14 protein-coding genes are annotated in these 16991 nt (G+C 71.6%); 8 read left to right on the top strand and 6 right to left on the bottom strand.

The window, feature by feature from the left end; all coding sequences use genetic code 11:
* The first annotated feature begins 223 nt into the window (after positions 1-223).
* The 5 genes from ACZ6TU_RS21125 to ACZ6TU_RS21145 all read left to right on the top strand — a co-directional run bounded on the left by ACZ6TU_RS21125 (position 224) and on the right by ACZ6TU_RS21145 (position 6203).
* Positions 224-1018, top strand: a complete 795-nt coding sequence (locus ACZ6TU_RS21125) for an MIP/aquaporin family protein (RefSeq protein WP_086600090.1) — start codon at positions 224-226, stop codon at positions 1016-1018.
* A gap of 82 nt (positions 1019-1100) precedes the next feature.
* Positions 1101-2639 carry a glycerol kinase GlpK gene (gene glpK / locus ACZ6TU_RS21130; protein ID WP_467675641.1) on the top strand — a complete coding sequence of 513 codons (1539 nt, stop codon included), beginning with the start codon at positions 1101-1103 and terminating at the stop codon, positions 2637-2639.
* A gap of 8 nt (positions 2640-2647) precedes the next feature.
* A complete protein-coding gene (locus ACZ6TU_RS21135) occupies positions 2648-4264 on the top strand; it encodes a glycerol-3-phosphate dehydrogenase/oxidase (protein WP_467675643.1) in 1617 nt (538 codons plus the stop codon).
* A gap of 126 nt (positions 4265-4390) precedes the next feature.
* A complete protein-coding gene (locus ACZ6TU_RS21140) occupies positions 4391-5062 on the top strand; it encodes a FadR/GntR family transcriptional regulator (protein WP_150479914.1) in 672 nt (223 codons plus the stop codon).
* Between the two features lie 157 nt (positions 5063-5219).
* Positions 5220-6203, top strand: a complete 984-nt coding sequence (locus ACZ6TU_RS21145; RefSeq protein ID WP_388061893.1) for a PAC2 family protein — start codon at positions 5220-5222, stop codon at positions 6201-6203.
* 671 nt (positions 6204-6874) lie between these two features.
* Here the strand turns inward: ACZ6TU_RS21145 and mshC are convergent.
* The 4 genes from mshC to ACZ6TU_RS21165 all read right to left on the bottom strand — a co-directional run bounded on the left by mshC (position 6875) and on the right by ACZ6TU_RS21165 (position 10348).
* Positions 6875-8104 (bottom strand): cysteine--1-D-myo-inosityl 2-amino-2-deoxy-alpha-D-glucopyranoside ligase, encoded by a 1230-nt coding sequence (gene mshC / locus ACZ6TU_RS21150; RefSeq protein ID WP_467675645.1) that lies wholly within the window; start codon positions 8102-8104, stop codon positions 6875-6877.
* Positions 8105-8198: 94 nt separating this feature from the next.
* Positions 8199-9029 carry an SCO1664 family protein gene (locus tag ACZ6TU_RS21155; RefSeq protein ID WP_469550204.1) on the bottom strand — a complete coding sequence of 277 codons (831 nt, stop codon included), beginning with the start codon at positions 9027-9029 and terminating at the stop codon, positions 8199-8201.
* The gene (locus ACZ6TU_RS21160; protein WP_467675649.1) at positions 8993-9583 is read right to left on the bottom strand and encodes a DUF3090 domain-containing protein; all 591 of its coding nucleotides are present in this window, start codon (positions 9581-9583) and stop codon (positions 8993-8995) included. Before ACZ6TU_RS21160 ends, ACZ6TU_RS21155 begins: the two co-directional genes overlap by 37 nt.
* 78 nt (positions 9584-9661) lie before the next feature.
* A complete protein-coding gene (locus ACZ6TU_RS21165) occupies positions 9662-10348 on the bottom strand; it encodes a histidine phosphatase family protein (protein WP_359191569.1) in 687 nt (228 codons plus the stop codon).
* A 61-nt stretch (positions 10349-10409) separates the two neighbouring features.
* Between ACZ6TU_RS21165 and ACZ6TU_RS21170 the strand changes: the two genes are divergently transcribed.
* Positions 10410-11405: a magnesium and cobalt transport protein CorA gene (locus tag ACZ6TU_RS21170; protein ID WP_469550208.1), complete on the top strand. Its 996-nt coding sequence runs from the start codon at positions 10410-10412 to the stop codon at positions 11403-11405.
* Between the two features lie 11 nt (positions 11406-11416).
* Here the strand turns inward: ACZ6TU_RS21170 and ACZ6TU_RS21175 are convergent, their stop codons facing one another.
* Positions 11417-12205, bottom strand: a complete 789-nt coding sequence (locus ACZ6TU_RS21175) for a ferritin-like domain-containing protein (RefSeq protein WP_467675653.1) — start codon at positions 12203-12205, stop codon at positions 11417-11419.
* Between the two features lie 286 nt (positions 12206-12491).
* A complete protein-coding gene (locus ACZ6TU_RS21180) occupies positions 12492-13547 on the bottom strand; it encodes an LLM class F420-dependent oxidoreductase (protein WP_467675655.1) in 1056 nt (351 codons plus the stop codon).
* Between the two features lie 168 nt (positions 13548-13715).
* On the opposite strand from ACZ6TU_RS21180, the gene ACZ6TU_RS21185 reads away from it, so the two are divergent.
* Together ACZ6TU_RS21185 and ACZ6TU_RS21190 are read left to right on the top strand one after the other, a co-directional pair.
* The gene (locus ACZ6TU_RS21185; RefSeq protein WP_467675657.1) at positions 13716-14702 is read left to right on the top strand and encodes an aldo/keto reductase; all 987 of its coding nucleotides are present in this window, start codon (positions 13716-13718) and stop codon (positions 14700-14702) included.
* A complete protein-coding gene (locus ACZ6TU_RS21190; RefSeq protein WP_469550213.1) occupies positions 14699-16942 on the top strand; it encodes a helix-hairpin-helix domain-containing protein in 2244 nt (747 codons plus the stop codon). Before ACZ6TU_RS21185 ends, ACZ6TU_RS21190 begins: the two co-directional genes overlap by 4 nt.
* Positions 16943-16991 lie beyond the last annotated feature (49 nt).

Here is a 16991-nt window from a genome sequence, read left to right on the forward strand (position 1 = left end):
CGGCATGCCCGCGCTCACCTGCCGCCGGAGATCCACCAGGCCGCGGCGATCAGTAACGATCGTGTTTTCGACAACACAGCCCTTGACGTGCTCGTAACGCCGAAGCAAGACTCCCGTCCATCGGTCGACATTGTCGAACAGCTACCGGCAATACGCGCTAGAGTGTGACAACGCCAGGCCGGTAAAGAACTTCACCCCTGGACGAAGGACAAAGGAGTCGCGGGTGTCCAGCTCCGACATCTTCATCGGCGAGACCATCGGTACCGCCATACTCATCCTCCTCGGCGGCGGAGTCTGCGCCGCCGTCACGCTGAAGGCATCCAAGGCCCGCAACGCCGGCTGGCTCGCCATCACCTTCGGGTGGGGCTTCGCGGTGCTCACGGCGGTCTACACCACTGCGCCGCTGTCCGGCGCCCATCTGAACCCCGCCGTGACCCTGGCGATCGCGATCAAGGACGGCGACTGGAAGAACGTCCCGGTCTACTGGGCCGGACAGATCCTCGGCGCCATGATCGGTGCCGCCCTGGTCTGGATCGCCTACTACGGCCAGTTCCACGCCCACCTCACCGACCGCGAGATCGTCGGCGGTCCGGGCGCACAGGCCACCACGGCCAAGGCCGTCGAGGCCCAGGAGAAGGGCGCCGGCCCCGTGCTGGGCGTCTTCTCCACCGGGCCCGAGGTCCGGGTCGCCTGGCAGAACGTCGCCACGGAGATCATCGGCACCGTCGTGCTGGTGCTCGCCGTGCTCACCCAGGGCCTGAACGACAAGGGCAACGGCCTGGGCACCCTGGGCGCCCTGATCACCGCGCTCGTGGTGGTCTCCATCGGCCTCTCCCTCGGCGGCCCGACGGGCTACGCGATCAACCCGGCCCGTGACCTCGGTCCGCGCATCGTGCACGCCCTGTTGCCCCTGCCCAACAAGGGCGGCTCCGACTGGGGCTATGCCTGGGTCCCCGTGGTGGGTCCGCTGATCGGCGGCGCCATCGCGGCCGGCATCTACAACGTCGCGTTCGCCTAGAAGCGATCCTCGCGCCTTTGCGAAACTCTCGGCACGCGCCGTACGTAAAGCCCCATAAACCCGGAACTTCCAGGAGCACACAGTGACCGACGCGCACACCGCCGGCCCCTTCATCGCCGCCATCGACCAGGGCACCACCTCTTCCCGCTGCATCGTCTTCGACCGCGACGGCCGGATCGTGTCCGTCGACCAGAAGGAACACGAGCAGATCTTCCCGAAGCCGGGCTGGGTCGAGCACAACGCCACGGAGATCTGGACGAACGTCCAGGAGGTCGTCGCCGGGGCCATCGAGAAGGCCGGCATCACCCGTGACGACATCAAGGCCATCGGCATCACGAACCAGCGCGAGACGACCGTGCTGTGGGACAAGAACACCGGTGAGCCGGTCCACAACGCCATCGTCTGGCAGGACACCCGCACCGACGCCCTGTGCCGCGAGCTCGGCCGCAACGTCGGCCAGGACCGCTTCCGCCGCGAGACGGGCCTCCCCCTCGCCTCCTACTTCGCCGGTCCGAAGGCCCGCTGGCTGCTCGACAACGTCGACGGGCTGAAGGAGCGCGCCGAGGCGGGCGACATCCTCTTCGGCACCATGGACACCTGGGTCATCTGGAACCTGACCGGCGGTGTCGACGGCGGCAGGCACGTCACGGACGTCACCAACGCCTCCCGCACGATGCTGATGAACCTGCACACCATGCAGTGGGACGACAAGATCTGCGAGTCGATCGGCGTCCCGAAGCAGATCCTGCCCGAGATCCGCTCCTCCGCCGAGGTCTACGGCGAGATCACCGGCGGCAAGCTGGGCGACCTGCTCGGCGGCATCCCCGTCGCCTCCGCGCTCGGCGACCAGCAGGCGGCCCTGTTCGGCCAGACCTGTTTCGCCGAGGGTGAGACCAAGTCGACCTACGGCACCGGCACCTTCATGGTGATGAACACCGGTGACAAGATCATCAACTCGTACAGCGGCCTGCTGACGACCGTCGGCTACAAGATCGGCGACCAGGACACGGTCTACGCCCTGGAGGGCTCGATCGCCGTCACCGGCTCGCTGGTGCAGTGGATGCGCGACCAGATGGGCCTGATCTCCACGGCCGCCGAGATCGAGACGCTCGCGCTGTCGGTGGAGGACAACGGCGGCGCCTACTTCGTGCCGGCCTTCTCCGGCCTGTTCGCCCCCTACTGGCGCTCGGACGCCCGCGGTGTGATCGCCGGCCTGACCCGGTACGTCACCAAGGCGCACCTGGCGCGTGCCGTCCTGGAGGCCACCGCCTGGCAGACCCGCGAGATCGCTGACGCCATGACGAAGGACTCCGGCGTCGAGCTGGCCGCCCTGAAGGTCGACGGCGGCATGACCTCCAACAACCTGCTGATGCAGACCCTCGCCGACTTCGTGGACGCCCCCGTGGTGCGCCCGATGGTCGCCGAGACCACCTGCCTCGGCGCCGCCTACGCCGCCGGCCTCGCCGTCGGCTTCTGGAACAGCACCGACGACCTGCGCGCCAACTGGCGCCGGGCCGCCGAGTGGACCCCCCGCATGGACGCGGAGACCCGCGCCCGTGAGTACAAGAGCTGGCTCAAGGCCGTCGAGCGGACCATGGGCTGGCTCGAGGACGAGGAGTAAGAAACAGCATGACCACTCAGTCCACCCTGAAGTCCGTGCCTGCCCTGGGGACGCGCCCGTCCTCCGGCTCGAACCCGAGCCGAGCCGAGACCAGGGAGCAGCTCGCCAAGGCGTCGTACGACCTTCTCGTGATCGGCGGCGGCATCCTGGGCATCTCCACCGCCTGGCACGCCGCGCAGTCCGGCCTCAGGGTGGCTCTGGTCGACGCCGGCGACTTCGCCGGTGCCACCTCCTCCGCCTCCTCCAAGCTGCTGCACGGCGGTCTGCGCTACCTCCAGACCGGCGCCGTGAAGCTGGTGGCGGAGAACCACTTCGAGCGCCGTGCGGTCTCCCGGCAGGTGGCTCCCCACCTGGCGAACCCGCTCACGTTCTACCTCCCCGTGTACAAGGGCGGGCCGCATGGTGCGGCGAAGCTCGGGGCGGGCGTCTTCGCCTACTCCGCGCTGTCGGCCTTCGGTGACGGCGTCGGGCATCTGCTCTCGCCGGCCAAGGCCGCGCAGGACGTGCCCGAGCTGCGCACCGAGAACCTCAAGGCCGTGGCCGTGTACGGCGACGACCAGATGAACGACGCGCGCATGGCACTGATGACGGTCCGCGGGGCCGTCGAAGCGGGCGCGGTCGTCCTCAACCACGCCGAGGTGACGGGCCTGCGCTTCACCCAGGGCCGCGTCACCGGCGCCGAGTTGAAGGACCGCCTGTCCGGCGACGAGTTCGGCGTCAGCGCCCGGCTGGTGCTGAACGCGACCGGCCCGTGGGTCGACCACCTGCGGAAGATGGAGGACCCGAACGCCGCGCCGTCCATCCGCCTGTCGAAGGGCGCGCACCTTGTCCTGAAGCGCACCTCCCCGTGGAAGGCCGCGCTCGCCACCCCGATCGACAAGTACCGCATCACCTTCGCCCTCCCCTGGGAGGACATGCTGCTCCTCGGCACCACCGACGAGGAGTTCGAGGGCGACCCGGCGGACGTCTCGGTCAACGACAAGGACATAGCCCAGATCCTCGACGAGGCCGCCTTCTCCGTCCGCGACCAGCAGCTGAGCCGCGACCTCATCACCTACGCCTTCGCCGGTCTGCGCGTCCTGCCGGGCGGTCCCGGCGACACCGCGAAGGCCAAGCGCGAGACGGTGGTGACCGAGGGCAAGGGCGGCATGCTGTCCATCGCGGGCGGCAAGTGGACCACCTTCCGCCACATCGGCCGGACGATCATGAAGAAGCTGGAGTCGCTGCCGGGTCACCCCCTGGGCGACGACTTCGAGCCCATCGGCTCGCTGCCGAAGAAGCTGCCGCTGCCCGGCATCGCCAACCCGCGCGCGGTCGCCCACCGGCTGCTGACCGACCGCCCGGCGCCCGGCCCGCGCATGGCGGCCGACACCGCCAGGCACCTGGCCACGCACTACGGCTCGCTGGCCTTCGACATCGCCCGCCTGGCCAACGAGAGCCCCGAGCTCGCCGAGCGCGTCCACCCGGACGCCCCGGAGATCTGGGCACAGGTCGTCTGGGCCCGGGACCACGAGTGGGCCGAGACGCAGGACGACGTGCTGCGCCGCCGCACGACGCTGACGATCCGCGGCCTGGCCACGGACGACGTCCGCGCCAAGGTCCAGGACCTGCTCGACAAGAGGTAGGCACAACCTGGGGGATCCCGTTTCCGGGAGGGGCGGCTCCACGCCGACGGAGCCGCCCCTTCCGCGTTCCCGACCCCCCATAATGGCCTGACACGTCGGAGGTCTTGAGCGACAGGGAGGCCGGCCATGGCAGTCACCGACGAGGCGATCGAGAAGATCAAGGGCATGATCGTCTCCGGCGCGCTGCGGCCGGGCGACCGGCTGCCCAAGGAGAGCGAACTCGCCGCCGACCTCGGCCTGTCCCGCAACTCCCTGCGGGAGGCAGTGCGCGCGCTGTCCCTCATCCGGATCCTGGACGTCCGGCAGGGCGACGGCACGTACGTCACCAGCCTCGACCCGCAACTCCTGCTGGAGGCGATGAGCTTCGTCGTGGACTTCCACCGCGACGACACGGTCCTGGAGTTCCTGGCCGTACGCCGCATCCTGGAGCCGGCCGCGACGGCCATGGCGGCCCTGCGGATCAGCGAGCAGCAACTGGACGCGCTCACGGCCCAGCTGGACAAGCTCGGCGACGACCCGTCCGTGGAGGATCTCGTCGCCTGCGACCTGGAGTTCCACCGGGGGATCGTGCAGAGCTCGGGCAACTCGGTTCTGTGCTCGCTGCTCGACGGTTTGTCGGGGCCCACCACCCGGGCCCGGATCTGGCGCGGCCTGACCCAGGAGGACGCGGTCGGCCGCACCCTGCGCGAGCACCGGGCGATCCTCGCGGCCCTGCGGGACCGGGACGCCGAGGCGGCGCGTTCCTGGGCGACGGTGCACATCGCGAGCGTGGAGCAGTGGCTGCGCTCCACGCTGTGACCAGGGCCTCACTGACAGCTCGGATGAATCCAGTGTGTTCCGGGGTGGATCGCGGGGCAGTGATGGGGTCACTCCCCCTGCGAGGGGGCTGCGGGCGCCCCCTTGGCACGCCGTAAGGTTGGGGGGTACGCGAGGGCACGTCGGAAGGAGGCGCTGGGTGATCGAGCTCGAGGGGGTTCCCGAGCTGATCGACCCGGTCATGGTGGCCGCGTTCGAAGGCTGGAACGATGCCGGCGACGCCGCCTCCACCGCGGTCGCGCATCTGGACAGGGAGTGGAAGGGCGAGGTCTTCGCTGCGCTGGACGCCGAGGACTACTACGACTTCCAGGTGAACCGCCCCACGGTGTTCATGGAAGCCGGCGTCCGCAAGATCACGTGGCCGACGACAAGGCTGTCGGTGGTCCGGGTCGGCGGGGACAAGCCACGCGACCTGGTCCTCGTCCGGGGTATCGAACCGTCCATGCGGTGGCGGTCGTTCTGCAACGAACTGCTCGGCTTCGCGCACGAACTCGGCGTGGAACTGGTGGTCGTCCTGGGCGCCCTGCTCGGTGACACCCCGCACACCCGTCCGGTTCCGATCAGCGGGACGACGTCCGACCCGGACCTGGCCCGCCGCATGGACCTGGAGGAGACCAAGTACGAGGGGCCCACGGGCATCGTCGGCGTCCTCCAGGAAGCCTGCACACACGCGGGCGTTCCGGCCGTCTCCCTCTGGGCGGCGGTGCCGCACTACGTGTCGCAGCCGCCGAACCCGAAGGCCACGCTGGCCCTCCTGAACCGGCTGGAGGACCTGATCGACGTGCGCATCCCGCTGGGCGAGCTGCCCGAGGACGCGCGCGCCTGGCAGGTCGGCGTGGACCAGCTGGCCGCCGAGGACAGCGAGGTCGCCGAGTACGTCCAGTCGCTGGAGGAGGCCCGGGACACCGCCGAGCTGCCGGAGGCGTCGGGCGAGGCGATCGCCCGCGAGTTCGAGCGCTATCTGCGCCGCCGCGACGGCGGCGGACCGCCCTCCTCCGGCGGCCACGCCACGGCGGACGGCAGCGACAGCACGTCGTACCTGCGGGACAACCCCAGCGGCCGCACACGCCCGCCGAAGCCACCCAAGCCGGGCACGGACGACGAGGAATCGTCCGAGGACTGAGGCACGATCCTCGCCTGCCGCGGGCCGCCCACGCCGGGCGGCGGCGAGCGAGCGCCGGGGGACGCGCCCACAGCCTCGCGGCCTGGCGGGGGCCACCGCAGCACCTCGCCACCCCTACCGTCGGCGACGACGAGCACGCCGGAGCGGCGACCGGAGCCCGCGCAGCCTGCCAGGGCCCAACCCCAGCACCTCGCCGCCATGCCCTCGACGACGAGCAGGCCGGACACACCACCGAAGCTCGCACGGCCTGCCGGGGCTCCGCTGCCGCACCTTGTCACCCTTGCCGGTGAGGGCGGGCGCCCGGGGCGGGGAGACACGCCCGCGGCCCTCGCCACCTGCCAGGCCCCATCCGAGCACCTCGTCACCCACGCCGTCGGCGACGACGAGCAGACAGCAGGCGCCCCCCCCAAAAAAAGGAGCCGTCGCAGCCTGCCCGGGCCCCACCGCACCACCTCGCCACCCGCGTCGGCGACGGCAAGCGGGCGCGGGGGGGGGGACGGACCCGGAGCCCCTCGGGGCCGCCAGAGCCCCACGGCAGCCATCTCGCTGCCCATCCGTCGCCGACGAGCAGGCCGGAGACGCCACCGTGGCCTGCCGGCGGCCCATCGCAGCACCCGCACGCCAGAGGGGGCGTCTCCCGAACGGAAGACGCCCCCTCTGGCTGTGGCCGGCTACAGCGCGACGCCGAGCAGTGCGTCCACGGCGCGGGAGACCACCCCGGGGGCGCCCTCGTCCGTGCCGCCGTTCTGCTCCTGCTGCGCGGTCCAGCGGTCGACCGCGGTGAGTGCGGCCGGGGCGTCCAGGTCGTTCGCGAGGGCCTCGCGGATCTCCTCCACGAGCGCCTCCGCCGGCGGTCCGTCGGGCCGGGACACGGCGGCCCGCCAGCGGCCGAGCCGCGCGACGGCGTCCTGGAGGACCTGGTCGGTCCACTCCCAGTCGGCGCGGTAGTGGTGGGCGAGCAGCGCGAGCCGGATGGCGGCCGGGTCGACGCCGTCACGCCGGAGTGTGGAGACGAAGACCAGGTTGCCCTTGGACTTGGACATCTTCTCGCCGTCGAGGGCGACCATGCCGGCGTGCACGTACGCCTTGGCCATGGGGAACTCGCCGGTGAGGGCCTGGGCGTGCGAGGCGCCCATCTCGTGGTGCGGGAAGGCCAGGTCGGAGCCGCCGCCCTGGATGTCGAAGCCCATGCCGAGGTGGTCGAGGGCGATGGCCACGCACTCGATGTGCCAGCCGGGCCGTCCACGCCCGAGCGATCCGCCGTCCCAGCTGGGCTCGCCCTCCCGGGCCGCCATCCACAGCATCGGGTCGAGCGGGTTCTTCTTGCCCGGCCGGTCCGGGTCGCCGCCGCGCTCGGCGGACAGCAGCCGCATCGCCGCGGCGTCCAGCCCGGAGACCTTGCCGAAGTGCGGGTCGGACTCGACGGAGAAGTAGACGTCGCCTTCGAGTTCGTAGGCCGCGCCCATGTCCCGCAGCCGCTCGACGAGCGGGACGATCCCGGGTATCGCCTCGACGGCGCCTATGTACTGCCGCGGCGGCAGCATCCGCAGGGCCGTCATGTCCTCGCGGAAAAGGGCCGTCTCCTGCTCGGCGAGCGCGGCCCAGTCGAGGCCGTCGCGCTGCGCGCGTTCCAGGAGCGGGTCGTCGACGTCGGTGACGTTCTGGACGTAGTGAACCTGCCGCTTGGTGTCGAGCCACACGCGCTGCACGAGGTCGAACGCGTTGTAGGTCGCCGCGTGTCCCAGGTGCGTGGCGTCGTACGGGGTGATGCCACAGACGTAGATACGGGCGACGGGACCGGGGTCGAGGGTGACCGGACCGCCGGTCGCGGTGTCGTGGATCCTCAGGTCGCGGCCCTGACCAGGCAGGGCGGGGACCTCGGAAGCGGGCCAGGCATGCATGCCTTGAGCCTAACCGGACTGGAGTTCCATATACGAATGGGAGCGGGCCGGACGGCCGAGAAGGCGCTCTTGCGGCGAACCGGCGGCTGTGCTGCTAGACGGGTGGCCATGGAATCGGCGGCCATTCCCCGCTCGGCTCCGGATGCTTCCCCGAGGCGAGCAACGCGCCGACACGCGCGCGTGCGGCGTCGATCTCGGCGCCGGTGATCAGCGGCTGGAGCCGAGCGGTGAGAGGGCCGTCCTCCGCCAGGTCCTTCCTGAGGCCTTCGAGGACGTCGACGGCCTCCCGCGTGAGGGGCTCCCCCGCCCATCCCCACAGCAGGGTCCGCAACTTGTTCTCGACGTTGAAGGTGACCCCGTGGTCGATCCCGTACAGCCGCCCCTCGGAGGTCGGCAGCAGGTGCCCGCCCTTGCGGTCGGCGTTGTTGAGCACGGCGTCCAGCACCGCGAGCCGCCGCAGCCGCTCGTCGTCCGCGTGCACGAGGAGCGCGGTGCGGCCCTCGCCGATCTCGGCGAAGCCGATGGCCTTCCAGCCCGGCTCCGGTTCCTCCCCGTCGACCAGGGCGAGCAGCTCCGCCTCGGGCACCGCCTCGACCCACAGCTGGCACATGCCCTCGCCGTAGGGGCCGTCCCGCAGCACGGTGGGCGGGACGAGGCCCCAGCCGGTCGCCTCGGACACCTCGTACGCGGCGACCTCGCGCTGGGCCAGCGTCCCGTCGGGGAAGTCCCACAGGGGCCGCTCCCCGGCGACCGGCTTGTAGATGCAGGCGGCGTCCCGGCCGTCGTGGGACACCGTGCAGTACAGGGCCGCGTTGGACGCCTCACGGATGCGTCCGCGCACGGTGAGTTCGCCCCGGGCGAGCAGTTCGGTGGCGTCCGGAGGAGGTGTCACGCTCCGCGGCGGTATCCGTTCTGGCGCGGACATACGTGTCCTTCCGGGTCGAGCGGGAGGCTGCACAGCGGGCACGGCGGCCGCCCGGCGTTGACGATGTCGAGGGCGCGCTTGGCGAAGGCCCTCGCCTGCGCGCCGGTGAGCCGGACCCGCAGCATCGGTGGTCCGTTCTCCTCGTCCTGGAGCAGTCGTTCCTCGGCCTCGGCGAGGTCCTCCTCGGAGTCGGCGTCGAGCTCGACGAGCGCCTGTGCCTCGACGATCATCAGCTCCTCCTCGCCGTCCCAGGCGAGCGCCATGGTGCCGACCCGGAACTCCTCCTCGATGGGGGTGTCCAGCGGAGCGGTGTCGGTGATCTCCGACGGTGCGACGGCGGGGACGGAGGCGCTGCCTCCGCTACGGCGTACGACCTCGTCGAGCAGTTCGTCCATGCGTTCGGCGAGCGCGGCGACCTGGGTCTTCTCCAGGGCCACGCTGGTCACCCGGGAGCCGGCGGAGGCCTGGAGGAAGAACGAACGGCGCCCGGGCAGTCCGACCGTACCGGCCACGAAACGCTCCGGATGGTCGTAGAGGAACACCTGACGGGACACGTCCTGTCTCCATTGGAATCGTGGGAACCGTGTGACCACGGCACTGCTGCGACCGCTTCACCCTACTGCGGCCGACGATCACGGTGCGCCCGCACCACCCCCGACGGGGGCCTCGTCGCCCGGCGGTTCCTCGCGCGGCACCAGGGACGTGAAGTCGCCGGTGTCGCCGAGGCGGACGAGAAACGGCCGCAGTCGTGTGTAACGGATCGCGGTGATGGAACACGGTTCAACGGAAATCCGCTGGAAGAGGTCCAGATGAAGTCCGAGTGCGTCCGCGACGAGCGACTTGATGATGTCGCCGTGCGAGCACATGAGGTAGACGGCGTCGGCGCCGTGGTCGCGCTCCACGCGCGCGTTCCACTCGCGTACGGCCTCGGCGGCGCGTGTCTGCATGGCACGCATGGACTCCCCGCCGGGGAACGCCGCCGCGGAGGGGTGCGCCTGCACCACCTCCATCAGGGGCTGGTCCTTGAGCTCGTCGAGCTTGCGCCCCGACCAGTCGCCGTAGTGGCACTCGCCGATGCGCTCGTCGGTGTGCGGGGTGAGTTCCGGCCGGGCCTGGAGAAGGGGCCGGATCGTCTCCTGGCAGCGCTGGAGCGGGCTGGTGACGATCTCGGCGAGGGGCAGCTCGGCGAGCCGCCCGGGCAGCGCGGCGGCCTGCGCCGCGCCGCGTTCGTCGAGGGCGACACCGGGCGTCCAGCCGGCGAGCAGTCCCTCGGTGTTGGCGGTGGAACGTCCGTGCCGGACCAGGATCAACGTGGGCATGCGGTCCAGCGTAGGCGCACGCGCGCGTACGGTGTCGTTCGAGTGACGGGAGACTCGCTTCGTGATCGTCGACTGTGCCATCTACCGCGACGGACACCGGTCGGAAGGGCCGGAGGACTTCTCCGATGCCCTGGGTGAGGCCCGTGCGGCGGGCGGTTTCGTGTGGATCGGGCTGCACGAGCCGTCGGAGCGCGAATTCGACCTCGTGACCCAGGAGTTCGGGCTGCATCCCCTGGCCGTCGAGGACGCCCTCAAGGCCCACCAGCGGCCCAAGCTGGAGGTGTACGACGACTCGCTCTTCGTGGTGCTCAAGCCGGTGGCGTACGAGCCGCAGAGCGACACCGTCTCCGCCGGCGAGATCATGATCTTCCTGGGCGACTCCTTCGTCGTGACCGTACGGCACGGCGAGGGCGCCCCGCTCAAGGCCGTACGGCACCGGCTGGAGCACGAGCCGGACCTGCTGGGCAACGGCCCCACCTCGGTGCTCTACGCGGTCACCGACGCCGCCGTCGACCACTACCTGGACGTCGCGACCGAGTTGCAGGCCGACCTGGAGGGGCTGGAGGCGGAGGTCTTCTCACCGGACGGCGGGGGCTCTCGGCACACCGCGTCCCGGATCTACAACTTCAAGCGGCAGGTCCTGGAGTTCCGCCGGGCGACCGGGCCGCTGGCCCTGCCGATGAGCCGGCTGGCGGGCACGGCGCCGTCCGGCGTGGCGGTGCCGTTCGTGGACGACCGGGCCCGGCCGTTCTTCCGGGACGTGAGCGACCACCTCACGCGCGTGAACGAGTCCGTGGAGAATCTGGACCGGCTGGTGTCGGACATCCTCTCCGCGCATCTGGCGCAGATGAGCGTCCGGCAGAACGACGACATGCGGAAGATCTCCGCGTGGGCGGCCATGGCCGCGATCCCCACGATGCTCGCGGGGATCTACGGCATGAACTTCGAGCACATGCCCGAGCTGCGCTGGGAGTGGTCCTATCCGGTGCTGATCGCGGTGATGGCCGTTCTCGAGGTGCTGGTGTTCCGGCTGTTCAAGCACCGGGGCTGGTTGTAGACCGGGCCGTCTCAGACGAACTCGGGTGCCGCGGACGCGGGCCCGCCGAGGGCGTCGCGGCGCTCGGGCAGCTTCAGCGACACCATCCGGCGCCAGCCGCCCAGCCGTTCGTACGCGTACATCGCGTGGATGCCCGCCGCGAGCACCGCCGACTTGGCCCTGGACCAGCCGAGGATGCGGCCCATGTTCGCCATGACCGCGAGGCTGACGTCCCGGTAGATCCGGATCTCGGCGAGCGCGCACTCGCGCAGGATCCGCTGGATGGCCCGGCCGTGGCCCGCGCGGGCGAAGCGCAGCAGCTCCTCGTGGCAGTAGGCGAGGTGGTTGTCCTCGTCGTTGGAGATCTGCTTGACCGCGCGGCCGATGTCGGGGTCGTCGGCGAAGTACTTGCGGAGCAGTTCCATCTGCTCGGAGGCGCGCTGTTCGGTGACCCTGCTGTGCGAGAGGTACGTGACGATGTCCTGGACCGTGAGCCGCTCGTCGCGCCCCAGTTGCTCGTGCGCGAGGCCGATGCCGTTCTTCTCCAGGAGCATCGTGTAGTCGGTCTCCGGCGGGACCGGGACGGGGTCGAGGCCGCGCTTCTTCATCAGGGCGTTGAAGATCCGGCCGTGCTTGTCCTCGTCGGCGCCGTGCCGGGTGATCTTGGGGGCGAGTTCCCGCTCGCTGTCGGGGACGAGCGCGGCGATACGGGCGTTCTCCCAGCCGCCTTGGGACTCGCCGCTCGCGGCGATGGAGCAGAACAGGGCGAAGGACTCGTCGTTGGCGAGGATCTCCTGGAACACACTCTTGGCCGAAAGCATCGTGAGCACCTCTCCCGCGCACGTGCGCGTGCTGCGTGATTCCGCAGGATTCCGCACAGAACGAGTCAAGTGCGGCGGGGCAGGTGGTGCAACAGGTACGTCGGACAACTCCGCCGAATGGCGGACAGGGGAGACCGGCAGGCCTGCGGGCGGTCGTGCCCCGGGACGGGGGAGATCTCGGCGTAACCGCCGGGGGCGTACGGCGTTGTTCTGCGTGACGGCCGTGGCGGGGAAGACCCCCGAGCCCCCACCACGGCCGCAGACAACCCCGCCGGGCTCCGCCGTGTCAGGCGAGCCCGGCACGCTCCAGGGCCTCCGTGCCGGCGCGGAGGGACGCGAGCCGCTCGTCGAGGGTGAAGCCCGCCGGGGCGAGGCTGAGGGTGGTGACGCCGGCCTCCGCGTAGGCCTTCATCCGGTCCGCGATCCGGTCGACGGACCCCAGCAGCGTGGTCTTGTCGATCAGCTCGTGCGGTACGGCGGCCGCGGCGCCCTGCTTGTCGCCGGCCAGGTACTTGGCCTGGATCTCGGCGGCCTCCTTCTCGTAGCCCATGCGCTGGGCGAGCTGGTTGTAGAAGTTCTGCTTGGGGCTGCCCATGCCGCCGACGTACAACGCGGTGTAAGGGCGGAAGGTGTCGGCGAGCGCGGCGACGTCCTTGTCGTCGCCGACGGCGAGCGGGAGGGTCGGGCAGATGTCGAAGCCGTCGAGCGTCTTGCCGGCCTTCTCGCGTCCGGCGCGCAGGTACTTGATCGTCGTGTCCTCGAGGTGGTCGGCGGAGGGGAAGATCAGCAGGGCGCCGTCGGCGATCTCGCCGGTCTGCTCCAGGTTCTTCGGGCCGATCGCGGCGATGTACAACGGGATGTGCTCGCGCTGCGGGTGCACGGTCAGCTTGATGGGCTTGCCCGGGCCGCCGGGAAGGGGCAGCGTCCAGTGCCGGCCCTCGTAGGACAGGCGTTCGCGCGTCATGGCCTTGCGGACGATCTCGACGTACTCACGCGTACGTGCCAGCGGCTTGTCGAACTTGACGCCGTACCAGCCTTCGGAGACCTGCGGGCCGGAGACGCCGAGGCCGAGCCGGAAGCGGCCGCCGGAGAGGGAGTCGAGGGTGGCTGCCGTCATGGCGGTCATCGCGGGCTGGCGGGCCGGGATCTGGAAGATGGCGGAGCCGACGTCGATACGTTCGGTCTGGGCGGCGACCCAGGTCAGTACGGTGGCGGCGTCGGAGCCGTAGGCCTCGGCGGCCCAGCAGACGGCGTATCCGAGCCGGTCGGCCTCCTGGGCGACGGCCAGATTGTCCGCGTCCATTCCGGCACCCCAGTAGCCGAGGTTGATACCGAGCTGCATGCCGAATCCCCTTACCGATCAGTAACGTGCACGTCCGGAGACCTTAGCGTGCGGCTGTGCGGGGACCTAGCGGCGGGCAGTCGTGCCGGACAACTCATGGTCGTCTCCCGGAAATCGGCCGTCCACAGCCCCCCACACGGAAGGTTCTGGCCAGTAATCTCGGCGTTCATGGAGCAGAGGCATCTCGGCCGCACCGGCCTGCGTGTGTCCCGGATCGGGCTCGGCACCCTGACCTGGGGACGGGACACCGACGAGCACGACGCCGCGGACCTGATGAAGACGTTCTGGGAAGCGGGCGGGACCCTCGTCGACACCGCGGACGTGTACGGCGACGGAGAGGCCGAGTACCTGCTCGGCAAGCTCATGGACGGCCTGGTGGCCCGCCGGGACCTGGTCATCTCGACCAAGGCCGGCAGCGTGCCGGACCCCGACCGCCGCTTCGACACCTCCCGCGGTCATCTGCTCTCCGCGCTGGACGCCTCGCTCTCCCGGCTCGGCACCGACTACGTCGACCTGTGGCACGTGCACGCCTTCGACCCGGACACCCCGCTGGAGGAGACTCTCCAGGCCCTCGACCTCGCGGTCGCGAGCGGCCGGGCCCGCTATGCCGCCGTCTCCAACTTCTGCGGCTGGCAGCTGGCCAAGGCGGCGACCTGGCAGCTGGCGGCCCCCGGCACCCGGAGCCGGCTGGCGGCTACGCAGCTGGAGTACTCCCTGCTCCAGCGGGGCGTCGAGCGCGAGGTGCTGCCGGCCGCGCTGGACCTGGGTATCGGGCTGCTGCCGTCCTCGCCGCTGGGGCGCGGGGTGCTGACGGGCAAGTACCGCAACGACACGATGCCGCCGGACTCGCGCGGTGCCTCGGAGCACCTCGCGCCGTTCGTCGCGCCCTATCTGGACGACACGGCGAGGCGGATCGTGGACGCCGTGACGACCGCGGCCGACGGTCTCGCGGTGACACCGCTCCAGGTGGCGCTGGCCTGGGTCCGCGACCGGCCGGGGGTGGCCGCGCCCATCGTCGGCGCGCGCAACGCTCTGCAGCTCACGGCGGCATTGTCAGTGGAGACCCTTAGTCTTCCTGACGAGATCTGCCGGGCGCTCGACGACGTGTCGGCGCCTGTGCACCGCTATCCCGATCACGACTGGAGCACGCTGTGAGCACGGAGCCGGAGACCACGGACGACGCCGAGCCGGGGACGCCGACCGGTGGTGCGGAGACCGAGGGGACCGAGGGGGAAGCAGCCGGTTCCGGCGAGGTGTCCGCGGCCGAGGGGGCCGAAGATGAGGCGGCCGGCTCTGGTGAGGTGTCCGCGGCCGAGGGGCCCGAAGGTGAGGCAGCCGCTTCCGGCGAGGTGTCCGCGGCCGAGGCCGAGCTGCGGGCCCAGCGCGCCGAGCGGGAGCGTATCGAGCAGCGCAAGGCCGAGAAGAAGACGCCGATCGAGGCCGGCACCAAGCTGAGCGGCAAGGCCGCCGATCTGCTCGCGGCCGTGCGGGCCGTGGAGAGCGGCGAGAAGCCGGCCGCCACGGTGTTCGAGGAGCCCGAGCGCGCCCCCCGGCGCTCCGCCCCGGAGCCGGTACGACGGCCGCAGCCGGTGGCCGCGGAGGCAGTCGCCGCGTCTACGGCTCCCGCGCCGGCGGCGGTGCAGGCCGTACGGCAGGTGCTCGGCGAGGGCGGTGCCCCCGAGGTGCTGGCGCCGCAGGTGGCCGCGGCACTCGGCGAGGGCGCGGACGAGCTGCTGCGCGCGGACCCCTGGCAGTTGCTGCGGATCGCCGGCGTGCGGCCCGAGCAGGCCGACGGCTTCGCGCGTGCCCTGCTCGGCGCCGAGTGCGGTCCGGACGACGAGCGGCGGGGCCGGGCCGTCACCGTCTGGCTCCTGGAACAGGCGGCCCTGGCCGGGCACACCGCCTTGGAGATGCCGGCGCTCCTCGCGGCCCTGGCCCAGCGGGGCGTGCCGGACCCCGACAGCGCCGTGCAGGACGCGATCGCGGAGGGCGACGCGCTGGTCTTCCAGGACGCGCTGGAGGAGACCGGTGCCGTGCCGGCCCGGGCCGAGGAGGAGGGCACGGAGGAGGACGAGGAGCGTCCGGTCCGTGTCCTGGTCGGCCTTGAGCGGTACGCGCTCGCGGAGGAGAGCCTGGCCGACGGTCTGGCCCGGCTGGTGAACTCGGTGCCCAAGCAGGACGGTTCGGCCGAGAACTGGGAGCGGGGCGCCGCCGCGGCCCAGGGTTCGACGGGTGAGCTGCTGCGCGCGGTCGCCGCTCATGGCCTCGTCCTGCACACCGGCGGCGAGGCCTCCCTGCCCGAGCCCGCGGCGCTGCTGACCGCCGCGCGCGCCCTCGGCCTGCGCGCCTGGGCCGCCACCCACGGCCCGATCGGCCGCACCCGCTTCGCGGCCCTGCTGCGCCGGTCCGAGGCCGCGCCCGGCACCCCGCCCCCCGGCACCCACTCCCCCGTCGCCACCGTCGCCGGACTGCTGTCCGGTGTCGAGGGACCCGGCCGGGATGCCGACGGGGCGCTGGATCTCGATCTGCTCGTCGTGCTCGACGCGCCGCAGCTGGATGTCGAGACGGCCGCACTGCTGACGGAGTCGCTGCCGGACGGGGCGCGGCTGGTGCTGGTCGGGGACCCGGGAGTGCTGTGGTCCGTGGGCCCGGGCCGGGTGTTCGCGGATCTGCTCGCGGCGCGGATCTGCCCGCAGGTCGCCTCGCGGCGGCCGGATCCCGGGCCGCTGGGCGAGCTGGTCTCCGGTATCGGTATCGGCGAGCTGAACCAGGTCGAAGCCCCCGGCAAGGAGGTCGTGATCGTGCCCGTGCGGGATGCGGGCGAGGCCGTGCACCGGACGGTGCAGCTCGTCGTGGACTCGGTGCCGCGGGCGATCGGCGTACCTGCCGAGGAGACACAGGTGATCACACCGGGGCACGGCGGCGCCGTCGGCACGCGTGCGCTCAACGCGGCGTTGAAGGAGCGGCTCAACCCGGGCCCGGGCCGCTTCGGCGGCTTCGACCCCGGTGACCGGATCGTCTACTCCCCCGTGCCGGGCCGTGCGCTGCCGGGCCGCGTGGTGAAGGCGGACGCCGAAGGGTTGCACCTGTCGTGCGAGGGCGAGGGCGTCGTCGTACCCAAGGAGCGGGTGGAGCAGTCCGTGCGGCACGGCTGGGCGCTCACCGCGCACCAGGCGGTGGGGAGCCGGTGGCCCGCGGTGGTCGTGGTGCTGCCCGGCGATGCCGCGCAGGCCCTCAGCCGGCCGTGGGTGTACACGGCGTTCGGGCGCGCCGACCGCCATCTGTCCGTCGTGCACGGTGTGGAACAGGCGTTGGCCAGGGCCGTGGCCGAGGTTCCGGCGAAGCCCCGCACGACCCGGCTCCCGGTGCTGCTCGCTCCGCAGATCAGCGGCTGACGACGACGGCGGTGGTCACGGGTCGTCCCCGTGACCACCGCCGTCGAGT

It is taken from the genome of Streptomyces sp. NPDC052064 (genome assembly GCF_055585925.1).